Annotated in this window: 19 protein-coding genes; 13 read left to right on the top strand and 6 right to left on the bottom strand. The window is 61.9% G+C overall.

Annotated elements, in window-relative coordinates; genetic code table 11:
* Positions 1 to 188: 188 nt before the first annotated feature.
* The 4 genes from HBO24_RS07950 to HBO24_RS07935 all read left to right on the top strand — a co-directional run bounded on the left by HBO24_RS07950 (position 189) and on the right by HBO24_RS07935 (position 4,857).
* Positions 189 to 1,544, top strand: coding sequence for a pitrilysin family protein (locus HBO24_RS07950; protein ID WP_057440385.1), 1,356 nt, complete (start codon positions 189 to 191; stop codon positions 1,542 to 1,544).
* A complete protein-coding gene (locus HBO24_RS07945; protein WP_057960892.1) occupies positions 1,537 to 3,027 on the top strand; it encodes a pitrilysin family protein in 1,491 nt (496 codons plus the stop codon). Before HBO24_RS07950 ends, HBO24_RS07945 begins: the two co-directional genes overlap by 8 nt.
* Positions 3,027 to 3,644 carry a 16S rRNA (guanine(966)-N(2))-methyltransferase RsmD gene (gene rsmD, locus HBO24_RS07940; RefSeq protein WP_170059528.1) on the top strand — a complete coding sequence of 206 codons (618 nt, stop codon included), beginning with the start codon at positions 3,027 to 3,029 and terminating at the stop codon, positions 3,642 to 3,644. The genes HBO24_RS07945 and rsmD overlap by 1 nt, the downstream gene beginning before the upstream one ends.
* Positions 3,645 to 3,858: 214 nt before the next feature.
* On the top strand, positions 3,859 to 4,857 hold the full coding sequence (locus HBO24_RS07935; protein ID WP_057960894.1) for a hydrolase: 999 nt from the start codon (positions 3,859 to 3,861) through the stop codon (positions 4,855 to 4,857).
* Between the two features lie 52 nt (positions 4,858 to 4,909).
* On the opposite strand, the gene HBO24_RS07930 is transcribed toward HBO24_RS07935, so the two are convergent.
* Positions 4,910 to 5,764, bottom strand: a complete 855-nt coding sequence (locus HBO24_RS07930) for a sulfurtransferase (protein ID WP_057440387.1) — start codon at positions 5,762 to 5,764, stop codon at positions 4,910 to 4,912.
* Positions 5,765 to 5,797: 33 nt separating this feature from the next.
* Positions 5,798 to 6,469 (bottom strand): TetR/AcrR family transcriptional regulator, encoded by a 672-nt coding sequence (locus HBO24_RS07925; RefSeq protein ID WP_029300622.1) that lies wholly within the window; start codon positions 6,467 to 6,469, stop codon positions 5,798 to 5,800.
* A gap of 147 nt (positions 6,470 to 6,616) precedes the next feature.
* Between HBO24_RS07925 and HBO24_RS07920 the strand changes: the two genes are divergently transcribed.
* The 5 genes from HBO24_RS07920 to HBO24_RS07900 all read left to right on the top strand — a co-directional run bounded on the left by HBO24_RS07920 (position 6,617) and on the right by HBO24_RS07900 (position 11,220).
* On the top strand, positions 6,617 to 8,044 hold the full coding sequence (locus HBO24_RS07920; protein ID WP_170045723.1) for a coniferyl aldehyde dehydrogenase: 1,428 nt from the start codon (positions 6,617 to 6,619) through the stop codon (positions 8,042 to 8,044).
* A 28-nt stretch (positions 8,045 to 8,072) separates the two neighbouring features.
* On the top strand, positions 8,073 to 8,618 hold the full coding sequence (locus tag HBO24_RS07915; protein WP_169960102.1) for a twin-arginine translocation pathway signal protein: 546 nt from the start codon (positions 8,073 to 8,075) through the stop codon (positions 8,616 to 8,618).
* A 57-nt stretch (positions 8,619 to 8,675) separates the two neighbouring features.
* Complete coding sequence (locus HBO24_RS07910) at positions 8,676 to 10,271, top strand: GMC family oxidoreductase (RefSeq protein ID WP_057960897.1); 1,596 nt, start codon at positions 8,676 to 8,678, stop codon at positions 10,269 to 10,271.
* Between the two features lie 114 nt (positions 10,272 to 10,385).
* Positions 10,386 to 10,865 carry a pantetheine-phosphate adenylyltransferase gene (gene coaD / locus HBO24_RS07905; protein ID WP_003176711.1) on the top strand — a complete coding sequence of 160 codons (480 nt, stop codon included), beginning with the start codon at positions 10,386 to 10,388 and terminating at the stop codon, positions 10,863 to 10,865.
* 103 nt (positions 10,866 to 10,968) lie between these two features.
* Positions 10,969 to 11,220 carry a YfhL family 4Fe-4S dicluster ferredoxin gene (locus HBO24_RS07900; protein ID WP_003213796.1) on the top strand — a complete coding sequence of 84 codons (252 nt, stop codon included), beginning with the start codon at positions 10,969 to 10,971 and terminating at the stop codon, positions 11,218 to 11,220.
* A gap of 122 nt (positions 11,221 to 11,342) precedes the next feature.
* On the opposite strand, the gene mutM is transcribed toward HBO24_RS07900, so the two are convergent.
* Both mutM and HBO24_RS07890 read right to left on the bottom strand, forming a co-directional pair.
* Positions 11,343 to 12,155, bottom strand: a complete 813-nt coding sequence (gene mutM / locus HBO24_RS07895; RefSeq protein WP_057440389.1) for a bifunctional DNA-formamidopyrimidine glycosylase/DNA-(apurinic or apyrimidinic site) lyase — start codon at positions 12,153 to 12,155, stop codon at positions 11,343 to 11,345.
* Positions 12,156 to 12,176: 21 nt separating this feature from the next.
* Positions 12,177 to 12,989, bottom strand: a complete 813-nt coding sequence (locus HBO24_RS07890) for an HDOD domain-containing protein (RefSeq protein WP_169960163.1) — start codon at positions 12,987 to 12,989, stop codon at positions 12,177 to 12,179.
* Between the two features lie 279 nt (positions 12,990 to 13,268).
* On the opposite strand from HBO24_RS07890, the gene HBO24_RS07885 reads away from it, so the two are divergent.
* The 3 genes from HBO24_RS07885 (at position 13,269) to ilvD (ending at position 17,924) form a co-directional block, all read left to right on the top strand.
* Positions 13,269 to 14,465, top strand: coding sequence for a class I SAM-dependent rRNA methyltransferase (locus HBO24_RS07885; RefSeq protein ID WP_057440391.1), 1,197 nt, complete (start codon positions 13,269 to 13,271; stop codon positions 14,463 to 14,465).
* A gap of 188 nt (positions 14,466 to 14,653) precedes the next feature.
* Positions 14,654 to 15,853: an MFS transporter gene (locus tag HBO24_RS07880; protein ID WP_057440392.1), complete on the top strand. Its 1,200-nt coding sequence runs from the start codon at positions 14,654 to 14,656 to the stop codon at positions 15,851 to 15,853.
* A gap of 229 nt (positions 15,854 to 16,082) precedes the next feature.
* Complete coding sequence (ilvD, locus tag HBO24_RS07875) at positions 16,083 to 17,924, top strand: dihydroxy-acid dehydratase (protein WP_057440393.1); 1,842 nt, start codon at positions 16,083 to 16,085, stop codon at positions 17,922 to 17,924.
* 105 nt (positions 17,925 to 18,029) lie between these two features.
* Here the strand turns inward: ilvD and HBO24_RS07870 are convergent, their stop codons facing one another.
* Positions 18,030 to 19,028 (bottom strand): haloacid dehalogenase-like hydrolase, encoded by a 999-nt coding sequence (locus HBO24_RS07870; protein ID WP_170059575.1) that lies wholly within the window; start codon positions 19,026 to 19,028, stop codon positions 18,030 to 18,032.
* A gap of 302 nt (positions 19,029 to 19,330) precedes the next feature.
* Between HBO24_RS07870 and HBO24_RS07865 the strand changes: the two genes are divergently transcribed.
* Positions 19,331 to 20,722 carry an L-cystine transporter gene (locus tag HBO24_RS07865; protein ID WP_170059527.1) on the top strand — a complete coding sequence of 464 codons (1,392 nt, stop codon included), beginning with the start codon at positions 19,331 to 19,333 and terminating at the stop codon, positions 20,720 to 20,722.
* 95 nt (positions 20,723 to 20,817) lie between these two features.
* Here the strand turns inward: HBO24_RS07865 and HBO24_RS07860 are convergent, their stop codons facing one another.
* The gene (locus HBO24_RS07860; protein WP_057440396.1) at positions 20,818 to 21,330 is read right to left on the bottom strand and encodes a dihydrofolate reductase; all 513 of its coding nucleotides are present in this window, start codon (positions 21,328 to 21,330) and stop codon (positions 20,818 to 20,820) included.
* Positions 21,331 to 21,375: the final 45 nt, after the last annotated feature.

The raw sequence follows: 21,375 nt of genomic DNA, 5'->3' as shown, positions 1-21,375 counted from the left end.
GAAGCGATAAAATCGGCGAAAAGCGAATTAAAACCGGGGAAACCCACGGATAACTCCATCTTTACGACGACTGGATCCGAAACGATATGACAGCCGCAGTGGCCGCCGCTAATACGGATCAGTATCCTAGCACCTCCTCGCCCGCCGACGCTAAGACCAAGCGGGCAGCCCAACAGGTTTAAAAACGAATGAATGCTCTAGCCCGCCGCGCCGCAGGCCTGCTGCTCAGCACAGTTTGTCTGCCCCTTTCAGCCTTGGCTGCCGACCCACAACCCACCCATGAATTCACCCTGGACAACGGCCTCAAGGTCGTCGTGCGCGAAGACCATCGCGCCCCGGTGGTGGTCTCGCAGGTCTGGTACAAGGTCGGCTCCAGCTATGAAACCCCTGGCCAGACCGGTTTGTCCCACGCCCTGGAACACATGATGTTCAAGGGCAGCTCCAAGACCGGCCCCGGCGAAGCCTCGTTGATCCTGCGCGACCTGGGCGCCGAAGAGAACGCCTTCACCAGCGACGACTACACCGCCTACTACCAAGTGCTGGCCCGCGACCGCCTGGGCGTGGCCCTGGAGCTGGAAGCCGACCGCATGGCCACCCTGCGCCTGCCGGCCGACGAATTCAGCCGCGAGATCGAAGTCATCAAGGAGGAGCGCCGCCTGCGCACCGATGACAACCCGATGTCCAAGGCCTTCGAACGCTTCAAGGCCATGGCCTACCCGGCCAGCGGCTATCACACGCCGACCATCGGCTGGATGGCCGACCTGGACCGCATGAAGGTCGAGGAACTGCGCCACTGGTACCAATCCTGGTATGTGCCGAACAACGCCACCCTGGTGGTGGTCGGCGACGTGACCCCGGACGAGGTGAAAACCCTGGCCCAACGTTACTTCGGCCCGATCCCCAAGCGTGACGTACCACCGGCGAAAAAGCCCCTGGAACTGGCCGAGCCGGGCGAACGCCTGCTGACCATGCATGTGCAGACGCAGCTACCGAGCGTCATCCTCGGCTTCAACGTACCGGGCCTGGCCACCGCCGAAGACAAGCGCTCGGTCAACGCCCTGCGCCTGATCTCGGCACTGCTCGATGGCGGCTACAGCGCGCGCATCCCGAGCCAGCTGGAACGCGGTGAAGAATTGGTGTCGGCTGCCTCGACCAGCTACGACGCCTACACCCGCGGCGACAGCCTGTTCACCTTGAGCGCCACCCCCAACCAGCAGAAGAAGAAAACCGTGGCCCAGGCCGAAGCCGGGCTCTGGCGCCTGCTGGATGAACTCAAGGCCAAGCCACCGACCGCCGAGGAACTGGAGCGTATTCGCGCCCAGGTCATTGCCGGGTTGGTCTACGAGCGTGACTCCATCACCAGCCAGGCCACAGCCATTGGCTCCCTGGAAACGGTCGGCCTGTCGTGGAAACTCATGGACACCGAGCTCGCCGAGCTGCAAAGCGTGACGCCCGAAGACATCCAGAAGGCCGCGCGCACGTATTTCACCCGCGAACGCCTGAGTGTCGCCCATGTCATGCCACAGGAGAGCACTCATGAGTGATCGCAAAAACAACCGCCTGGTGCTGCCTGGCCTGATCGTCGTGACTCTGGTGGCGGCAGTCGCGGTGTATATCGGTCGCCCGGACGACTCCGTTGCCAGCCCGGCGCTGGAGCAGGCCAAGTCCAGCAAGACCCTGCAATCCCTGGCAGAACTGGACGGCAAGAACCCGACCAACCGCCAGCTCAACGTGCAGACCTGGAACACCGCCGAAGGCGCCAAGGTGCTGTTCGTCGAAGCCCACGAACTGCCGATGTTCGACATGCGCATCCTGTTCGCTGCCGGCAGCAGCCAGGACGGCAACACGCCGGGCCTGGCCCTGCTGACCAACGCCATGCTCAACGAAGGCGTGCCGGGCAAGGATGTGGGGCAGATTGCCGCCGGTTTTGAAGGCCTGGGGGCGGATTTCAGCAACGGCGCCTACCGCGATATGGCGCTGGTGTCGCTGCGCAGCCTCAGTGCCGCCGACAAGCGCGAGGCCGCCATTACGCTGTTTGACCAGGTGATCGGCCAGCCGACCTTCCCCGCCGACTCCCTGGCGCGGATCAAGAACCAGTTGCTGGCCAGCTTCGAGTACCAGAAGCAGAACCCGGGCAAGCTGGCGAGCATCGAGCTGTTCAAGCGCCTGTACGGCGACCATCCCTATGCGCACCCGAGCGAAGGCACGCCCGAGAGCGTTCCGGCCATTACCCAGGCACAGCTGAAGGCATTCCACGCCAAGGCCTACGCCGCCGGTAACGCGGTGATCGCGATGGTCGGCGACCTGTCCCGTGCCGACGCCGAAGCCATGGCAGCCAAGGTGTCCGCATCCCTGCCCAAGGGCCCGGCACTGGCGAAGATCGCCGAGCCGACCGAGCCCAAGGCCGGCCTGGGGCATATCGAGTTTCCCTCCAAGCAGACGCACCTGTTGTTCGCACAACTGGGCATCAACCGCGCCGATCCGGACTACGCGGCCCTGTCCCTGGGCAACCAGATCCTTGGCGGCGGTGGCTTTGGCACCCGCTTGATGAGCGAAGTGCGCGAGAAGCGCGGCCTGACCTATGGCGTGTACTCGGGCTTCTCGCCGATGCAGGTGCGTGGTCCGTTCATGATCAACCTGCAGACCCGCGCCGAGATGAGCGGCGGCACCTTGCGCCTGGTGGAGCAAGTGCTGGCCGACTACCTCAAGACCGGGCCGACGCAAAAAGAACTGGATGACGCCAAGCGCGAACTGGCCGGCAGCTTCCCGCTGTCCACTGCGAGCAACGCCGATATCGTCGGGCAACTGGGCGCCATGGGTTTCTACAACCTGCCGCTCAACTACCTGGAAGATTTCATGAAGCAATCCCAGGCCCTGACTACCGAACAGGTCAAGGCCGCACTGAACAAGCACTTGAGCAGCGATAAAATGGTGATCGTGACCGCTGGTCCCACCACCGCGCAAAAGCCACTACCGCCCCCCACTGATAAACCTGCCGAGCAGCCGCTCGGGGTTCCGGAGCATTAATGGCTAGTCCATCCCGCCCTAAAAAACCTGTCCATAACGTGCATAACGGTGTGGGCCAGCTGCGCATCATTGGCGGCCAATGGCGCAGCCGCAAGCTGAGCTTCCCCGATGTCGTGGGCCTGCGCCCGACTCCGGACCGGGTCCGCGAGACCCTGTTCAACTGGCTCGCGCCGTATATCGAAGGGGCCAAGGTGCTTGACCCGTTCGCCGGCAGCGGCGCGCTGTTCCTCGAGTCCCTGTCCCGTGGCGCCGCCCTGGGCCAGGCGCTGGACGCGAGCAACGTGGCGGTTTCCAGCCTGCGCGAACACCTGGGCACCCTGCGTTGCACCACCGGTCACGTCCAAACCGCCGATGCCCTGCGCTACCTGGAAACCCAGCCAGCCAGTGCATTCGACGTGGTGTTCCTCGACCCGCCGTTCAACCAGAACCTGTTGCCAACCGTCTGCGCGCTGCTGGAAGAGCGCCAGTGGCTGGCCGATGAGGCCTGGGTCTACACCGAAAGCGAAACCGCGCCGTCGACCCTGGGCCTGCCGGGCAACTGGCGCCTGCACCGCGAGCAAAAATCCGGGCGGGTGTATTACGCGTTGTGGCAACGTACGGTCCAGACCGCTGACTAAATAACGTGGCAAACCGCTTTACTGTGGCGAGCGGGCTTGCCCGCGTTGGGTTGCGCAGCGACCCTAGAAAATGGGACTGCTGCGCAGTCCAACGCGGGCAAGCCCGCTCGCCACAGCCACACCCACAGCCACACCCATAGCCACAAGCCACAAGTCACAAGTCACAGCCACAAAATACGCAGCCAACATTAAAGCAGTGTCGAGACCACCCATCGTGCCGCAACCCTCCCACCGCTTCACCCCCGCCTTCGGCCTCGGCAACCCTCACCTGCAAACGTTGTGGGGCCCGCTCTGGCGCCCCACCACCCACCTCGAACGCCAACGCGAGCGCCTATGGCTGGAGGATGGCGACTTCCTCGACCTTGACTGGCACGGCCCCCACGACCCGCATGCGCCCTTGGTGCTGGTGCTGCATGGGCTGACCGGCTCGTCCAATTCGCCCTACGTCGCCGGCCTGCAAAAAGCCCTGGCCAGTCAGGGCTGGGCCAGTGTCGCGTTGAATTGGCGTGGTTGTTCCGGCGAACCCAACCTGCTGGCCCGCAGTTATCACTCCGGGGCCAGTGAAGACCTGGCGGCCGCCATCGCACACCTGCGGGCCAAGCGACCATTGGCGCCGCTGTATGCCGTGGGTTACTCCCTGGGCGGCAATGTACTGCTCAAGCACTTGGGCGAAACCGGCGACAACTCCGGCCTGCAAGGCGCGGCCGCGGTCTCGGTACCATTTCGCCTGGACCAGTGCGCCGACCGTATCGGCCTGGGCTTTTCACGGGTCTATCAGAAGCACTTCATGCGCGAGATGCTCGGCTATATCCGGGTCAAGCAGCGCCAATTCCTACAGGATGGTCGCGAAGAAGCACTGAAAACCCTGGCCGAGCTGGGCTCCCTGGAAAAGATGCGCACGTTCTGGGATTTCGATGGGCGCGTCACTGCGCCACTGCATGGCTACCTGAGTGCCGAGGACTATTACCGGCGGGCGTCGAGCCGTTACTTCCTCGGGGCGATTCGCACACCGACGCTGATCATCCAGGCGGCAGATGATCCTTTTGTGTTTGCCCACAGCCTGCCCCAGGCCAGTGAACTGTCGGACTGCATCGAGTTTGAATTGCAGGCCAAGGGCGGGCACGTGGGGTTTGTCGATGGTTCGCTGAAACAGCCCGGGTACTACCTGGAGCGGCGGATCCCGCAATGGCTGCTGTCTCAACTCGATAAATAATGTGGCTGGCTTGCCTGCGCCCACATGGGATTGGGTTTGCATGCCTGGTGAATCAGTCGCCAGTAGCAATTGCCCGCTGCGGATCATTGATCCACTCACTCCACGACCCCGCATACAACTTGCCCAACGGATACCCCGCCAGGCTCAGAGCAAACAGGTTGTGACACGCCGTCACGCCCGAGCCGCAATACGCCACCAACTCATTCGGCGAACGACCTTGCAGCTTGTCGGCAAACCGCTGCTTGAGCTGCTCCACCGGCAAGAAGCGCCCGTCACTGCCCAGGTTCTCGCTGAACGCCGCACATTGCGCGCCGGGAATATGCCCGGCAATCGGGTCGATGGGTTCCACCTCACCGCGAAAGCGCGGCAAGGCCCGGGCGTCGATCAGTGTCAGGCCCGGCTGGCCCAGGCGTTTTTGCAGGTGCTCTGCGTCCAGTAGCAGGTCGTAGTCCGCAGTGCCCGCAAAGGTCCCCGGCTCGGTGCCCGGCGCATCCAGGCTCAAAGGGAAACCGGCGCTGTGCCAGGCCTTCAGGCCACCATCGAGGATCGACACCCCGTCGCGCTTGCCCAACCAGGCCAGCAGCCACCAGGCACGGGCGGCATACGCGCCAGGACCATCGTCATACAGCACGATTTCGCTGTCGGCATGGATGCCCCAGGCCCGCAACTGCTGGACCAGCGCCTCGGGTGCCGGCAGCGGATGGCGTCCAGTCACGCCTTTAGTCACCGGCCCGCTGAGGTGGCGTTCCAGATCGGCATACTGTGCCCCCTCGATATGCCCTTCGGCATAGCTGCAACGCCCGTAATCCGGGTCTTCCAGGGCAAACCGGCAATCGAGGATGACTAAGCCTGCGTGCTGCTGGCGCTCGGCCAGTTGTTGCGGGCTGATCAGTTGTGCAAGCGGCATAACGGACTCCTGGAAATACGTTCGGGAAAGGGCCTACTTCACTTCTTCCAGTGCCTGACTTAACGGCACGTAAAATTCCTTGAACAGCGCGTCCACGGCTTCTTTGGCCTGTGGCGTGATAAACCCCGCCTCCAGCACCAGCACCTGGTACACCCCGCGCTTGATCGCCTCGGCGCTCAGGTGTGCGGAGTTCTCGTTGGTGGTGCACAAAAAGCGCACCCAGGAGGTGAGGATAATCCAGGCATTGAGGGTCAGGGCTTCGGTCTGCACCGGGTCCATGTTCAGGATCCCGGCCTCGACAAACCCCCGGTAAATCGCGCCGCCCTGAATCAGGCAGCGCTGGGAAAAACGCCGGTAGCCGGTGGCCAGCTCCGGGTCGCTCTCCAGCAGATGCTCAAGGTCACGGTGCAAAAAACGGTAGCGCCACATGCCGGCCAGTACCGCCTGCAGGTAGAAACGCTTGTCTTCGACCACCATGGCGCGCCCCTGGGGCGGGCGCAGGAAGCTGTCCACCAGGGCTTCATATTCGCGAAACAGCACCGCGATAATCGCCTGCTTGTTCGGAAAGTGGTAGTACAGGTTGCCCGGGGATATTTCCATATGGGCGGCAATATGGTTGGTGCTGATGCTGCGCTCGCCCTGCTGGTTGAACAACTCCAGGCTGGTTTGCACGATGCGTTCGCTGGTCTTTACTCGTGGTGCCATGGGGTATCGGCTTCTTGAATCCTGATGCAAACATCTTACGGTCTATCCTTGCCAGGATAAAACTGCATGTTACTGCGAAGGCATTTGACAAATTAGAGCAATGACTCTAAAAACCCAGGTACTCCAATAATATTCGGGAACTGCGCCATGTCTGCCAATGTTGCCTACCTGCAAGATTCCCAGGCGCTGGACCAGCTCCAGGACCTGTTCGCTGCCCAGCGCCGCGCCTACGCGGCCAACCCGATGCCGCCAGCGGCGCAGCGCCAGCAGTGGCTCAAGGCATTGCGTGACCTGCTCAGCGATGAGCGCCAGGCGCTGATCGAGGCCATCAGCAACGATTTCAGCCATCGCAGCGCCGATGAAACCCTATTCGCCGAACTGATGCCCAGCCTGCACGGCATTCACTACGCCAGCAAACACCTCAAAGGCTGGATGAAACCATCGCGCCGCGCTGTAGGTATAGCCTTCCAGCCGGCATCTGCCAAAGTGATCTATCAGCCCCTGGGCGTTATCGGGGTGATCGTGCCCTGGAACTACCCGCTGTACCTGGCCATAGGGCCGTTGGTCGGCGCGCTGGCGGCGGGTAACCGGGTGATGCTCAAGCTCAGCGAATCTACCCCCGCCACCGGCCAACTGCTCAAGACCCTGCTGGCGCAAATTTTCCCCGAAGACCTGGTGTGCGTGGTGCTCGGCGAAGCCGAAGTGGGCATGGCGTTCTCCAAGCTGCCGTTCGATCACCTGCTGTTCACCGGGGCCACCAGCATCGGCAAGCATGTGATGCGCGCCGCCGCCGAGCACCTGACCCCAGTCACCCTGGAGCTGGGCGGCAAATCCCCAGCCATTGTCTCGGCCGATGTGCCACTCAAGGACGCCGCCGAACGGATCGCATTCGGCAAGGCGCTGAATGCCGGGCAAACCTGTGTGGCGCCAGACTACGTGCTGGTTCCCGAAGAGCGGGTGGACGGTTTCGTCGAGGCCTACACCCAGGCGGTACGCGGGTTTTATCCGACCCTGGCCGACAACCCGGACTACACCGCAATCATCAACGAGCGACAACTCGCCCGGCTCAATGCCTACATCAAGGACGCCACCGACAAGGGTGCGACCCTGTTGCCGCTCTACGACCAGGGCCAGGCCCGGCGCATGGCCCATAGCCTGCTGCTGAATGTCAGCGATGAGATGACCGTAATGCAGGACGAGATTTTCGGCCCGGTGCTGCCCATCGTGCCCTATCGCGGCATCGACCAGGCCTTTGCCTACATCAACCAGCGCCCCCGCCCGCTGGCGTTGTATTACTTCGGCTACAACAAGGCCGAACAGAATCGCGTACTCCACGAAACCCATTCCGGCGGCGTGTGCCTGAACGACACCCTGCTGCATGTGGCCCAGGACGATATGCCGTTTGGCGGCATCGGCCCGTCGGGTATGGGCCACTACCATGGGCATGAGGGTTTTCTCACCTTCAGCAAGGCCAAGGGGGTGCTGATCAAACAGCGCCTGAATGCGGCCAAGCTGATTTACCCGCCATATGGCAAAGCCATCCAGAAACTGATCCAGAAGCTGTTCGTGCGCTAAAACCGTTACCACCGGGACAACAATAAAAATGAACCCTAGCCTGACTGAATCACCCACGCTGTCGCGGCGCGGCGTCTTGAAAATCGGCCTGTGCGCCAGCGCCTTCCTGGCCACCGCCGGCCTTGGCGCCAGCCTCAGCGGCTGCTCCAGCAGTACCCCCGCCAGCGGCTTTGCCATGCTGCGCAACAGCGACCTGCCGTTTTTGCGCGCAGTGATCCCGGTGTTGCTCGAAGGCGCGGCCAGCGCCGAGGTGGTGGCGGCAGGCATTGAAGACACCCTGAAAAAACTCGATTACAGCCTGCAGCACCTGTCGCCGGAGATGTTCAAGCTGACCCAACAGTTGTTCGACGTACTGGGCATGGCCGTCACCCGTGGCCCGCTGACCGGCATCTGGGGCAGTTGGGAAAACGCCAGCAGCGAGCAGATCCGCAACTTCCTGCATCGCTGGGAAAACAGCTTCCTCAACCTGCTGCGCATGGGCCAGGGCTCGCTGCTCAAGCTGGTGATCATGGCCTGGTACTTCCGGCCCGAGTCCTGGGCCCATTGCGGGTACCCCGGGCCACCGAGGATCTAGCCTGGGTAACCCACGTTGATAGCCACTCCGTAGCCAAAACAATAAGAGAACAAGCTGATGCCCGTACCTGATGTGTTCCGCGATGGCATGGCCCGCGGCTGGAAGACCCATAACGGCGCCGCCCTCGACCAGGACCTGGTGCTGGAGGCCGATGTCGCGATCATCGGCAGCGGCGCAGGCGGTGGCACCACCGCAGAAATCCTCAGCGCCGCTGGCTACAAAGTGCTGTTGATCGAAGAAGGCCCGCTCAAGACCAGCAGCGATTTCAAGCTGCTGGAAGACGAGGCCTACGCCAGCCTGTATCAGGAAGGCATCGGGCGCATGAGCAAGGACGGCGCCATCACCATCCTGCAGGGCCGCGCCGTGGGCGGCACCACGCTGATCAACTGGACCTCGAGCTTTCGCACGCCCGACCCGACCCTGGCTCACTGGGCCAGCGAGTACGCGGTCAAGGGCCACAGCAGCGCCGAGATGGCGCCGTGGTTTGAAAAGATGGAGCAGCGCCTGGGCATCGCACCCTGGGCCCTGCCGCCCAACCCCAACAACGATGTGATCCGCAAAGGCTGCGAAAAGCTCGGCTACAGCTGGCATGTGATCCCGCGCAACGTGCGCGGCTGCTTCAACCTGGGCTATTGCGGCATGGGCTGCCCGGTCAACGCCAAGCAATCAATGCTGGTGACCACCATTCCCTCGACCCTGGAGCAAGGCGGCGAGTTGCTCTACCTGGCCCGCGCCGAGCGCTTGAAGTTCAGTGGCGATACCATCACCAGCCTCGAATGCGTGGCCATGGACTCCCGTTGCGTCGCGCCCACCGGCCGCAAGATCACGGTCAAAGCCAAGCATTACGTGCTGGCCGGCGGCGGCATCAACAGCCCGGCGCTGTTGATGCGCTCGGACGCACCCGACCCGCATTCGCGCCTGGGCAAGCGCACCTTCCTGCATCTGGTGAATTTTTCCGCGGGGCTGTTCGATGAGGTGATCAACCCGTTCTACGGCGCGCCGCAGTCGATCTACTCCGACCACTTCCAATGGCAGGACGGCACCACCGGTAAAATGTCCTACAAGCTCGAAGCGCCACCCTTGCACCCGGCGCTGGCCAGCACGTTGTTCGGGGGGTATGGCACGCAAAACGCCCTGGACATGAGCCAGTTGCCCAAGACCCACGCGATGCTGGCGCTGCTGCGGGACGGCTTCCACCCCGACAGCCAGGGCGGCAGCGTCGGCCTGCGCGGCGATGGCACGCCGGTGCTCGACTATGAGGTCTCGCCCTACGCCTGGGACGGCCTGCGCCGGGCGTTTCATAGCATGGCCGAGATCCAGTTCGCCGCCGGCGCCAAGTCGGTCAAGCCACTGCACCACGATGCGCGCTACGTCAGCACACTGGCCGAGGCCCGCAGCCTGATCGACGGCCTGAACCTGGAGCTGCATCGCACCTGCCTGGGCAGCGCCCATGTGATGGGCGGTTGCGCCATGGGCGAAGAGCCGAAAAATGCCGTGGCCGACAGCCTTGGCCGGCATCACCAACTGCGCAACCTGTCGATCCATGATGGCTCGCTGTTCCCCACCAGTATCGGCGCCAACCCCCAGCTTTCGGTGTACGGCCTGACCGCGCAACTGGCGACGGCGCTGGCCGAACGTCTGAAAACAGCATGAAAAAACCAGGTATTCGCGGTGTCTATAGTGCTTTCTTCTGAATAAGTTGACTTGGCCGACCGGGATGGCTGCGATACCATCCGGTTCCCCAACGGACTCCGCCAGGACGACGCGATGAACCGAGTGTTGTACCCAGGTACCTTCGACCCGATTACCAAAGGCCATGGCGATCTGGTCGAACGCGCATCGCGCTTGTTCGACCATGTGATCATCGCGGTCGCGGCCAGCCCCAAGAAAAACCCGCTGTTTCCCCTGGAACAGCGCGTGGAGCTGGCCCGTGAGGTCACCAAGCACCTGCCTAACGTGGAAGTGGTGGGCTTTTCGACGCTGCTGGCACACTTCGCCAAGGAGCAGAACGCCAATGTATTCCTGCGCGGGCTGCGGGCGGTGTCGGACTTCGAGTATGAATTCCAGCTGGCCAATATGAACCGCCAACTGGCGCCGGACGTTGAGAGCCTGTTTCTTACGCCGTCGGAACGTTATTCGTTCATTTCTTCGACCCTGGTCCGGGAAATCGCGGCATTGGGCGGTGATATCACCAAGTTTGTGCACCCTGCGGTCGCCGATGCGCTGACGCTGCGCTTCAAGAAGTAAGACCGCTCGACCGGCGCCCGCTCGCACTGCGGGCGCCAATGCGGCACAATTGCGCGCATTAGTTTTTCAGATGCCTTGGCAGAGCGCCCTGGCAGGAGTTTCCATGTCCCTGATCATCACCGACGATTGCATCAACTGCGACGTCTGCGAACCCGAGTGCCCGAACGCTGCCATTTCCCAGGGTGAAGAGATCTACGTGATCGACCCCAACCTGTGCACCCAGTGTGTCGGCCACTACGACGAACCCCAGTGCCAGCAAGTGTGCCCGGTCGATTGCATCCCGCTGGATGAGGCACACCCTGAGACTGAAGAGCAGTTGATGGAGAAGTACCGGTTGATTACCGGCAAGGCCTGAGACCTTGTGGTGGCTGGGCGGGCCTCATCGCAGGCAAGCCAGCTCCCACACTTGAAGGTATTCACAAAGCAAAATGTGGGAGCGGGCTTGCCCGCGATGACGGCAGCCGCCGTCACACACAATCAGCTCTGGCACTTGGGGCAAAACACACTCGCCCGCTGCCCCAACATCACATTGCGCAATTCGCTCCCGCAGACCTTGCACGCCTCGCCACCCCGGCCGTAGACGAACAGTTCCTGCTGGAAATACCCCGGCTGCCCATCGCCACCGATAAAGTCGCGCAATGTCGTACCGCCGCGCTCGATGGCGGCCGCGAGGATGCGTTTGATCTCGATCGCCAGCTTCAGGTAACGCCCACGGGAAATGCCCTTGGCCTCCCGGCGCGGGTCGATCCCGGCGGCAAACAGCGCCTCGGTCGCGTAGATATTGCCCACCCCCACCACCACCGCGTTGTCCATGATGAACGGCTTGACCGCCATCGAGCGCCCACGGGACAGCTGGAACAGGCGCTCGCCATCAAACAGGTCGGTCAACGGCTCCGGCCCCAGGCGCAGCAGCAGTTCGTGGTTGTGCGGGTCCTGGCTCCAGAGCATCGCGCCAAAGCGCCGGGGGTCGGTGTAGCGCAGGGCCAGGCCCGACTCCAGCTCGATGTCCACATGCTCATGCTTGGCTGCCGGTAGACCGACTTCCACCAGGCGCAAATTGCCCGACATACCCAAGTGGCTGATCAAGGTGCCGACTTCGGCGTTAATCAGCAGGTACTTGGCCCGCCGCTCCACCAGCACGATGCGCTGCCCGGACAGGCGCACATCCAGGTCTTCGGGGATCGGCCAGCGCAGGCGCCGTTCACGCACAACCACGCGGCTGACCCGCTGGCCTTCCAGGTGCGGCGCAATTCCGCGCCGGGTGGTTTCGACTTCTGGCAGCTCAGGCATATTCGTCTCGCGATAGAAAGGTTAGTGCGCGCCCAACTCGCGGATCGACAACTTCAGGTTCTCGAAGTCGTAGTCCGACAGGCCCACGTAATCCAGCACCAGGTGGCCGATGCTGTCCCATTCATGGTCCACCGTCTGGTTGCCCAGTACCCGATAGGACGCGCAGATATGCTCGGCCATCTTCAGGATCGCCAGCAGGTTTTTCAGCGGGCTGTTACGCGCCGACTCATCGCTGAAAATCGCCAGGGCATTGTGGTGGTTGGCGATGGCGTTGGTCACATGCTCCGGCAGGCGCCAGGACTTGGCGGTGTAATAGCCCACCACCGCATGGTTGGTGTGGAACGCGCTGTTCTCGGTGTCGACCACCCGACAATCGGGCCCCGCCTTGGCGTAGGAATCTTCCAGCACGCTCATGTAGTCCGGGAAACGCTTGAGCATCAGCGGCACGCCACAATCGTGGAACAGCCCCAGGGCATAGGCTTCGTCTACCGCCTGGGAGCCGGTGCGCTTGGCCAGGGTCAGGCAGGTCATCGCCACGTCCTGGGCGGTGTCCCAGAACCGGTTGAGGGTGACGATGGTGTCATCGCTCATCTCGCCCTTGATCGACTGGGCGTTGATCAGGTTGACGATCGAGCGGCTGCCCAACAGGTTCACCGCGCGTTGGATCGAGGCAATCTTGTTGCTCAGGCCGTAATACGGCGAGTTGACGATTTTCAGCAACGAGCCGGAGAGGCCCGGGTCCTGGGAGATCAGCCGCGCAATCACCTCCAGGTCCGGATCGGGCATGTACTGCTCCATCTGCAAATCCACCATGATTTGCGGTTGGGGCGGCACGCTGATGCCTTGCAGGGCCTGTTGGATCTGTTCGGCGGAAAGCTCTTGGGACATAGGTACATACTCTGGACTAGGCGCGAATTCTAACCTCTAAGCAAAGCTGACCGACACCTCAAAAACCCGAACCGGACCCCGATCCAATATGGGAGCTGGCTCGCCTGCGATTGCATCGCCGCCGTACGTCAGATACACCGCGCCGTCTGCATCGCAGGCAAGCCAGCGCCCACATGAACGGGCGCGCAAAGGGTATACTCCCGCTCTTTTTTCCGGAGCGACGTCATGTCCCTGCCAAGCCTGCGTCTCAAAGCCAACGCCGATCGTCGTTTGCGCAACGGCCACCTGTGGGTCTACAGCAACGAAATCGACGTGGCCGCCACCCCACTCCACGGCTTCCAGGCAGGCGACCAGGCCATCCTCGAAGCGGCCGGCGGCAAGACCCTGGGCATCGTGGCCATGAGCCCGAACAACCTGATCTGCGCGCGCCTGCTGTCGCGCGACATCAAGTTGCCGCTGGACAAGTCGCTGCTGGTGCACCGCATCAACGTCGCCCTGTCCCTGCGCGACCGCCTGTTCGACAAGCCGTTCTACCGCCTGGTCTACGGCGACTCCGACCTGCTGCCGGGCCTGGTGGTCGACCGTTTCGGCGATATCCTGGTGGTGCAGATCGCTTCGGCGACCATGGAAGCCCATAAAGAAGACGTGATCGCCGCGCTGACCCAAGTGCTCAAGCCCAGCGGCATCCTGTTCAAGAACGATTCCGCCGCGCGCGACGCCGAAGGCCTCAACCGCTACGTCGAAACCGTGTTCGGCCTGGTCCCTGAATGGGTTGCCCTGGAAGAAAACGGCGTGCAATTCGAAGCCCCGGTGATCCAGGGCCAGAAGACCGGTTGGTTCTACGACCACCGCATGAACCGTGCACGCCTGGCCCCGTATGCCAAAGGCAAGCGCGTTCTCGATCTGTACAGCTACATCGGCGGCTGGGGCGTGCAAGCTGCCGCGTTTGGCGCCAGTGAAGTGTTCTGCGTCGATGCCTCGGCCTTTGCTCTGGATGGCGTAGAGCGCAACGCCGCGCTGAACGGCGTTGCCGAGAAGATGACCTGCATCGAAGGCGACGTGTTTGAAGCGTTGAAAGAATTGAAAGCCAGCGAGGAGCGCTTCGACGTGATCGTCGCCGACCCACCGGCCTTCATCAAACGCAAAAAAGACATGAAAAACGGCGAAGGCGCTTACCGCCGCCTCAATGAGCAAGCCATGCGCCTGCTCAGCAAGGACGGTATCCTGGTCAGCGCCTCGTGCTCCATGCACCTGCCGGAAGACGACCTGCAAAACATCCTGCTGACCAGCGCCCGCCACCTGGACCGTAATATCCAGATGCTGGAGCGTGGTGGCCAGGGCCCGGACCACCCGGTGCACCCGGCGATTGCCGAGACGCGCTATATCAAGAGCATTACGTGCCGGTTGTTGCCCAATAGCTAAGTAACATGCAGATCAAAGGTGGGAGTGGGCTTGCCAGCTCCCACCTTTTTTTGTGCAGTGTCAGAAAGATTTTTCCTACCGTCGCCAGCCACGCGCCCCCCCAGGAAATTCCCTTCAAAGGTTTTGATTGAATTCCACTTTTTGCAGACTAGTATCGGTTTCTGGCTTCACTGCGGAAAACAAAAACAATGTCTGATTCCACCTGCTCGCCCGTCCTCGATGGCCCAGCCAAACGCCAGTATCTTTCCCGCTTCATCCTCATCACCTGCATTGCCCTGATCAGCTTCTTCCCGATCAATATCCTGCTGCCTTCATTTCCGGCCCTCGCCGCTAGGTTCGACACGCCCAGCGCCAATGTCGCGCTGTCCATCAGCCTGTTTACCCTGGTTTTTTCGGTCTCCCAACTGATCGCCGGCCCACTCTCGGATAAATGGGGGCGCAAGGAAGTCCTGCTTGGCTGCATCACACTGTCGATCCTGGGGGCGATAGGCTGCACGCTGGCATCGGACTACCTGACCTTCCTGCTGTTTCGCAGCGTGCAGGCCATGGGCTGTGGCTTCTTCGTGCTGGGCCACGCCCTGGTGGAAGACCTGTTCGAGGAGCAGGACCGGGCTCGCGTGCGCCTGTATTACATGACCCTGAGCGGCTCGTTCGTCGCCCTTTCGCCGCTGATCGGCTCCTGGCTGCAAACCACCTTTGACTGGCAAGGCAGCTTCTACGGGTTCGCAGTGATGGCATTGGGCATGTTGATCCATGCGCTGTGCATCCTGCCGTCCAAGTCCGCCAGCCCCCATCGCGCACCGGTGTCGATCATCGCCACCTTGAAAGCCGTGGCCGGCAACCGGGACTTCCTGCGCTACTGGTGGATCGCAGCACTGGTGTTCGCCTGCTACTTCGCCTTGATCAGTGTCACCCCCCTGATGTTCATGGATGGGCTGAAACTCTCCGAATACCAGTACGCCCTGGTGCTGATGGTCTACGGCGTGGCCTATCTGCTAGGCGGCGTGGTGGCCTCGTTTCTGCAAAAACGCATCTCGCTGTCCCGGCAAATCAATATCGGCCTGGGGTTACTGCTGGTGGCCGGTGTGCTACTGATGCTGATCGTCAGCCTTGACGCCATCACCACCATAACCCTGCTGATCCCGATGCTGATCAGCGCCCTGGCCGTGACCCTGGTGCGCCCGGCGGCGATTTCGGCGGCGATGCTGTTGTTCTCAAGCAGCGCGGGCACGGCCGCCTCGGCGGGCAACAGCATCATGTTCCTCACGGCCGCGATCAGCAGTGCCGCCCTTGCGCAAACCGGAACGCATTTGCTGATGACCATTGCCGCAAGCTTCATCGCCTTCAGCCTCTGGGGCTGGCTGACAAATACGAGGGTCGGGCGATAAAGCCCCGGGACATGCTTCTCGCCATTCCCTCCCGACGCCAGCGGTGTAGAATCGACCCTATTCATCGCCAGTCATCCCCCGGCGGGTTTATGAGCTCGAGGCCCAAGCAAGCGGCGATCCCGCGATGCGAGTGGCAACTTCCGGACACACGGCCATTTTTCGGGTGTTCCAGTCGTCAATTAGAAGCTCACTCCCCTTTAGTACTTGATTAGCCGCCCGGAGTGCTCCAATGCCAGATTACCGCTCGAAAACATCCACCCATGGCCGCAACATGGCCGGCGCCCGCGCACTGTGGCGTGCCACGGGGATGAAAGATGACGACTTCAAGAAGCCGATCATCGCGATTGCCAACTCGTTCACCCAATTCGTACCGGGCCACGTCCACCTCAAGGACCTGGGCCAACTGGTCGCCCGCGAGATCGAACGTGCTGGCGGCGTAGCAAAAGAATTCAACACCATCGCCGTGGATGACGGCATCGCCATGGGCCATGACGGCATGCTGTATTCCCTGCCGAGCCGCGAGATCATCGCCGACTCCGTGGAATACATGGTCAACGCCCACTGCGCCGACGCCATCGTCTGCATCTCCAACTGCGACAAGATCACCCCTGGCATGCTGATGGCCGCCCTGCGCCTGAACATCCCGGTGATTTTCGTCTCTGGCGGCCCGATGGAAGCCGGCAAAACCAAGCTCGCCTCCCACGGCCTGGACCTGGTTGACGCCATGGTCATCGCCGCCGATTCCAGCGCTTCTGACGAGAAGGTCGCGGAATACGAGCGCAGCGCCTGCCCGACCTGCGGTTCGTGCTCCGGCATGTTCACCGCCAACTCGATGAACTGCCTGGTGGAAGCCCTCGGCCTGGCCTTGCCGGGCAACGGTTCGACCCTGGCCACCCACAGCGACCGCGAGCAGTTGTTCCTGCAGGCCGGCCGCACCATCGTCGAGCTGTGCAAGCGTTACTACACCGAGAACGATGAGTCGGTGTTGCCGCGCAATATCGCCAACTTCAAGGCGTTCGAAAACGCCATGACCCTGGATATCGCCATGGGCGGTTCCACCAACACCATCCTGCACTTGCTGGCCGCAGCGCAAGAAGCCGAGATCGACTTCGACCTGCGCGACATCGACCGCCTGTCCCGCCACGTGCCGCAGTTGTGCAAGGTCGCGCCGAACATCCAGAAGTACCACATGGAAGACGTGCACCGCGCCGGCGGGATCTTCTCGATCTTAGGCTCCCTGGCCCGTGGCGGCCTGTTGCACACCGACCTGCCGACCGTGCACAGCAAATCCCTGGCCGAGGGCATCGCCAAGTGGGACATCACCCTGACTGACGACGAAGCCGTGCACACCTTCTTCAAGGCAGGCCCGGCCGGTATCCCGACCCAGACGGCCTTCAGCCAGTCGACCCGCTGGGACACCCTGGACGACGACCGTGAAAACGGCTGCATCCGCAGTGTCGAACACGCCTACTCCAAAGAAGGCGGCCTGGCTGTGCTGTACGGCAACATCGCCCTCGACGGCTGCGTGGTGAAGACCGCTGGCGTGGATGAGTCGATCCATGTGTTCGAAGGTCGCGCCAAGATCTACGAAAGTCAGGACAGCTCGGTACGCGGCATCCTCGCCGACGAAGTGAAAGAAGGCGACATCGTAATCATCCGCTACGAAGGCCCGAAAGGCGGCCCGGGTATGCAGGAAATGCTCTACCCGACCTCGTACCTGAAGTCCAAGGGCCTGGGCAAAGCCTGCGCGCTGCTGACCGACGGGCGTTTCTCCGGCGGTACTTCGGGCCTGTCCATCGGCCACGCTTCGCCAGAAGCCGCTGCCGGTGGCGCGATTGGCCTGGTGCAGGATGGCGACAAGGTGCTGATCGACATTCCGAACCGCTCGATCAACCTGTTGATCAGCGATGAAGAACTGGCGGCACGCCGGGTCGAGCAGGACAAGAAAGGCTGGAAGCCGGTGGAGAAGCGTCCGCGCAAAGTCACCACCGCCCTGAAGGCCTACGCCCTGCTGGCCACCAGTGCCGACAAGGGTGCGGTGCGTAACAAGGCCATGCTCGACGGCCTGTAAGCCCCACCCATAAAAATGCCCCGCCAAGTGCGGGGCATTTTTTTGCCTGCCTGAATCGCCAAACCACAGGAGATCAACTGTGGGAGCTGGCAAGCTCCCACAGGGTTACTGGATTTCGTCGGGCTTGACGATCACCCAGTTTTTATCCGCCGTCACCGCCAACCCTTCCTTGGCCTGGGCCGCCGCATGCTTGGCCATCATGCCGTTAATCTGGGTCATGTACTTGTCCTTGCGGTTGATCCACAAGTGGATGCCACCCTTGGCCACGTCCACATCGTGAAACAGCATGTAGCCGTCGCTGGTGGGGGTGTCGCCGCCGACCAGCACCGGTTTTTTCCACTCGTCGATGTAGGTGAGGATCGCCGCATGCTTGCCGGCCATCCAGGTTGCCGGGGTCCACAGGTAGGGGGTCAGTTCCAGGCCGAGGTTGGCCTTTTCGTCGTATTTGCCGGCGCTGATCTGCTTGCGGGCGGTTGTCAGCTCGCCAGTCTTGCGGTCCTTGAGCAACAGGCTGACGCCAATGACGTTCTGCGGCTTGACGTTGTAGCCGTACTTCGGATCCGAGGCGACCATGCGCACCAGCTCTTCAGAGGCAGCGGTCATCACGTACACGTCGATGCCGTTTTCCATCAGCTTGTTGTACAGCTCGGTCTGGCCGGTGAAGATTTTCGGCGGCTGCACCTCCATGTTCTTCACCACGTCGCCTTCGAAGTAGGTGACCGGCACCGGTTTACCGGAGGCCATCAGCTCATCGACGTAGCCCTTGAGTTCCTTGAGGGTAAAGCCTGAAAACACCTGGGCAACCCACGGGTAGCAGACCATGTCGTCCACTTCGCACAGGCGATAGTAGTAACTGAACAGACTTTCCTTATGGTCAGCGGTGTCTTTGAACGGCATAAGTTTGAGCGACGGATCGAGACTGTCGCGGGTGATCAGGCCCTTGTTTTCCATGTACGGCAACAGTGACTCTTCGAGGTCGAAGCGGTAGCTGGTGTTGTCCATGTCGAACACCGCGTAATTGCCCTTGTTGGCGTTGGCGGCAATCATTTCGTTGAGTTGCTTGGCGGCGGGTGCCGGCCAGTGTTTCAACTCGGTGGCGGCCATGACCTGGCTGACAAGCCCCAGGCATAGCGCGGCGGCAAACAGTCTCGGCGCGAGCTTCATGTGCGTTTTCTCCCTGAGTGAAAGGCATAAACGCTAACAAATCCTTATGACCGTTCCCGGCGCCAGCGCGACCGTCTGCGTCCTGATACCGCCACCGGCGTACGTCTGGGCGCCAAAGCCTTATTCCAAAAACGACAGTAGTCATTCCATAAAGGTATTAAATCAATATATTTCAAGCTGTTAGGCTTTCCGGTTCGCAGTCGCACGCTCAGGCGACTGGCAGCCATTTAATTGGAGCTTCAATGAATCTGCCGCTGATTCTCAATTTGCTGGTGTTCCTGGCGTTACTGCTAGGCCTGGCCCAAACCCGTCGCACCCACTGGAGCCTGGCCAAGAAGGTCCTGCTGGCACTGGTGCTCGGGGTGGTTTTTGGTGTGATCCTGCACACCATTTATGGTGCTGGTCACCCGGTACTCAAGGCCTCGATCAGTTGGTTCGACCTGGTGGGCAATGGTTATGTGCAACTGTTGCAGATGATCGTGATCCCGCTGGTGTTCGCCTCGATCCTCAGCGCCGTGGCCCGCCTGCATAACGCCGCGTCCCTGGGCAAGATCAGTTTCCTGACCATCGGCACGCTGCTGTTCACCACCGCCATTGCGGCGCTGATCGGTATCGGCCTGACCAACCTGTTTGGCCTCACCGCCGAAGGCCTGGTGGCCGGCACCCAGGAGCTGGCGCGCCTGCAGGTGATCCAGAGTGACTACGCAGGCAAGGTCGCCGACCTGAATATCCCGCAGTTGCTGCTGTCGTTTATCCCGCAAAACCCGTTCGCCGACCTGGCCCGGGCCAAGCCGACGTCGATTATCAGTGTGGTGATCTTCGCCGCGTTCCTGGGGGTTGCCGCGCTGCAACTGCTCAAGGACGACGTGGAAAAAGGTCAGAAAGTGATCAACGCCATCGACACCCTGCAAGCCTGGGTGATGCGCCTGGTGCGCCTGGTGATGAAGCTGACCCCTTACGGCGTACTGGCGCTGATGACCAAAGTGGTCGCCAGTTCCAACCTGCAAGACATCATCAAGCTCGGCAGTTTCGTGCTGGTGTCCTACCTGGCGCTGGGGCTGATGTTCATGGTCCACGGCCTGCTGCTGTCCCTGGCCGGGATCAACCCGCTGCGCTTCTTCCGCAAGGTATGGCCGGTGCTGACCTTTGCCTTCACCAGCCGCTCCAGCGCGGCGAGCATCCCGCTGAGCATCGAAGCGCAGACCCGCCGCCTGGGCATCCCGCAGTCCATCGCCAGCTTCGCCGCCTCGTTTGGTGCGACGATTGGCCAGAACGGCTGTGCCGGCCTGTACCCGGCGATGCTGGCCGTGATGGTGGCGCCAACCGTGGGCATCAACCCCCTGGACCCGCTGTGGATCGCCACCCTGGTGGCGATTGTGACCCTGAGCTCGGCCGGTGTAGCGGGCGTGGGCGGCGGTGCGACGTTTGCCGCGCTGATCGTGCTGCCGGCCATGGGCTTGCCGGTGGCGTTGGTGGCGCTGCTGATTTCCGTGGAGCCGCTGATCGACATGGGCCGTACGGCGTTGAACGTGAATGGTTCGATGACGGCGGGGGCGATTACCAGCCAGATCATGCAGCAGACGGATAAAGAGCTGCTCAATGCCGATGAGCATGCTGAGTTGGCGCAGGCCTGATAGACCGCTATCGCGGGCAAGCCCACTCCCACAGTTGACCGATTTTTACTGAAGAAACCGGTTCAACGGTGGGAGCGGGCTTGCCCGCGATGCTTTTAGGCTTTTTCCCAAACTTCGAAGTTATAGGCCGGCTTGTCACCTTCAGCCGGATTCTGCACATTCGACACCAGCTTCCATTGGCGGGTATCAAACTGCGGAAACCACGCATCCCCTTGCGGGCTCAACTCCACCCGCGTCAAATACAGGCGATCCGCCTGCTCCAGCCCCTGCGTATACAGCTGCGCGCCGCCGATCAGCATCAGCTCATCCACGCCCTGCTCCAACGCCCAGGCCTCGGCCCGCGCAACGGCTGCATCGAGGGACGGAAAAACTTCCGCACCTTCGAGCACCAAATCGGTCTGACGGCTGACCACAATGTTCAAGCGACCCGGCAACGGTCGACCCAGGGAATCCCAGGTCTTGCGCCCCATGATGATCGGCTTGCCCAGGGTGGTGGCCTTGAAATATTTGAAATCCCCCGGCAAATGCCAGGGCATGCTGTTGTCGACGCCGATCACGCGGTTTTCACCGAGGGCTGCGATCAGGCTTAAAGGGAGAGTTTTTTTCATGGCGACGAGAATACCAGAGGCGCGGGCCAGCGGTTATGCTCCAGG

This window comes from Pseudomonas sp. WS 5410, assembly GCF_012985645.1.
GTDB lineage: Bacteria > Pseudomonadota > Gammaproteobacteria > Pseudomonadales > Pseudomonadaceae > Aquipseudomonas > Aquipseudomonas shahriarae.
Note: the sequence above shows the minus strand (reverse complement) of the source record. Positions and strands in the feature narration are given on the sequence as shown.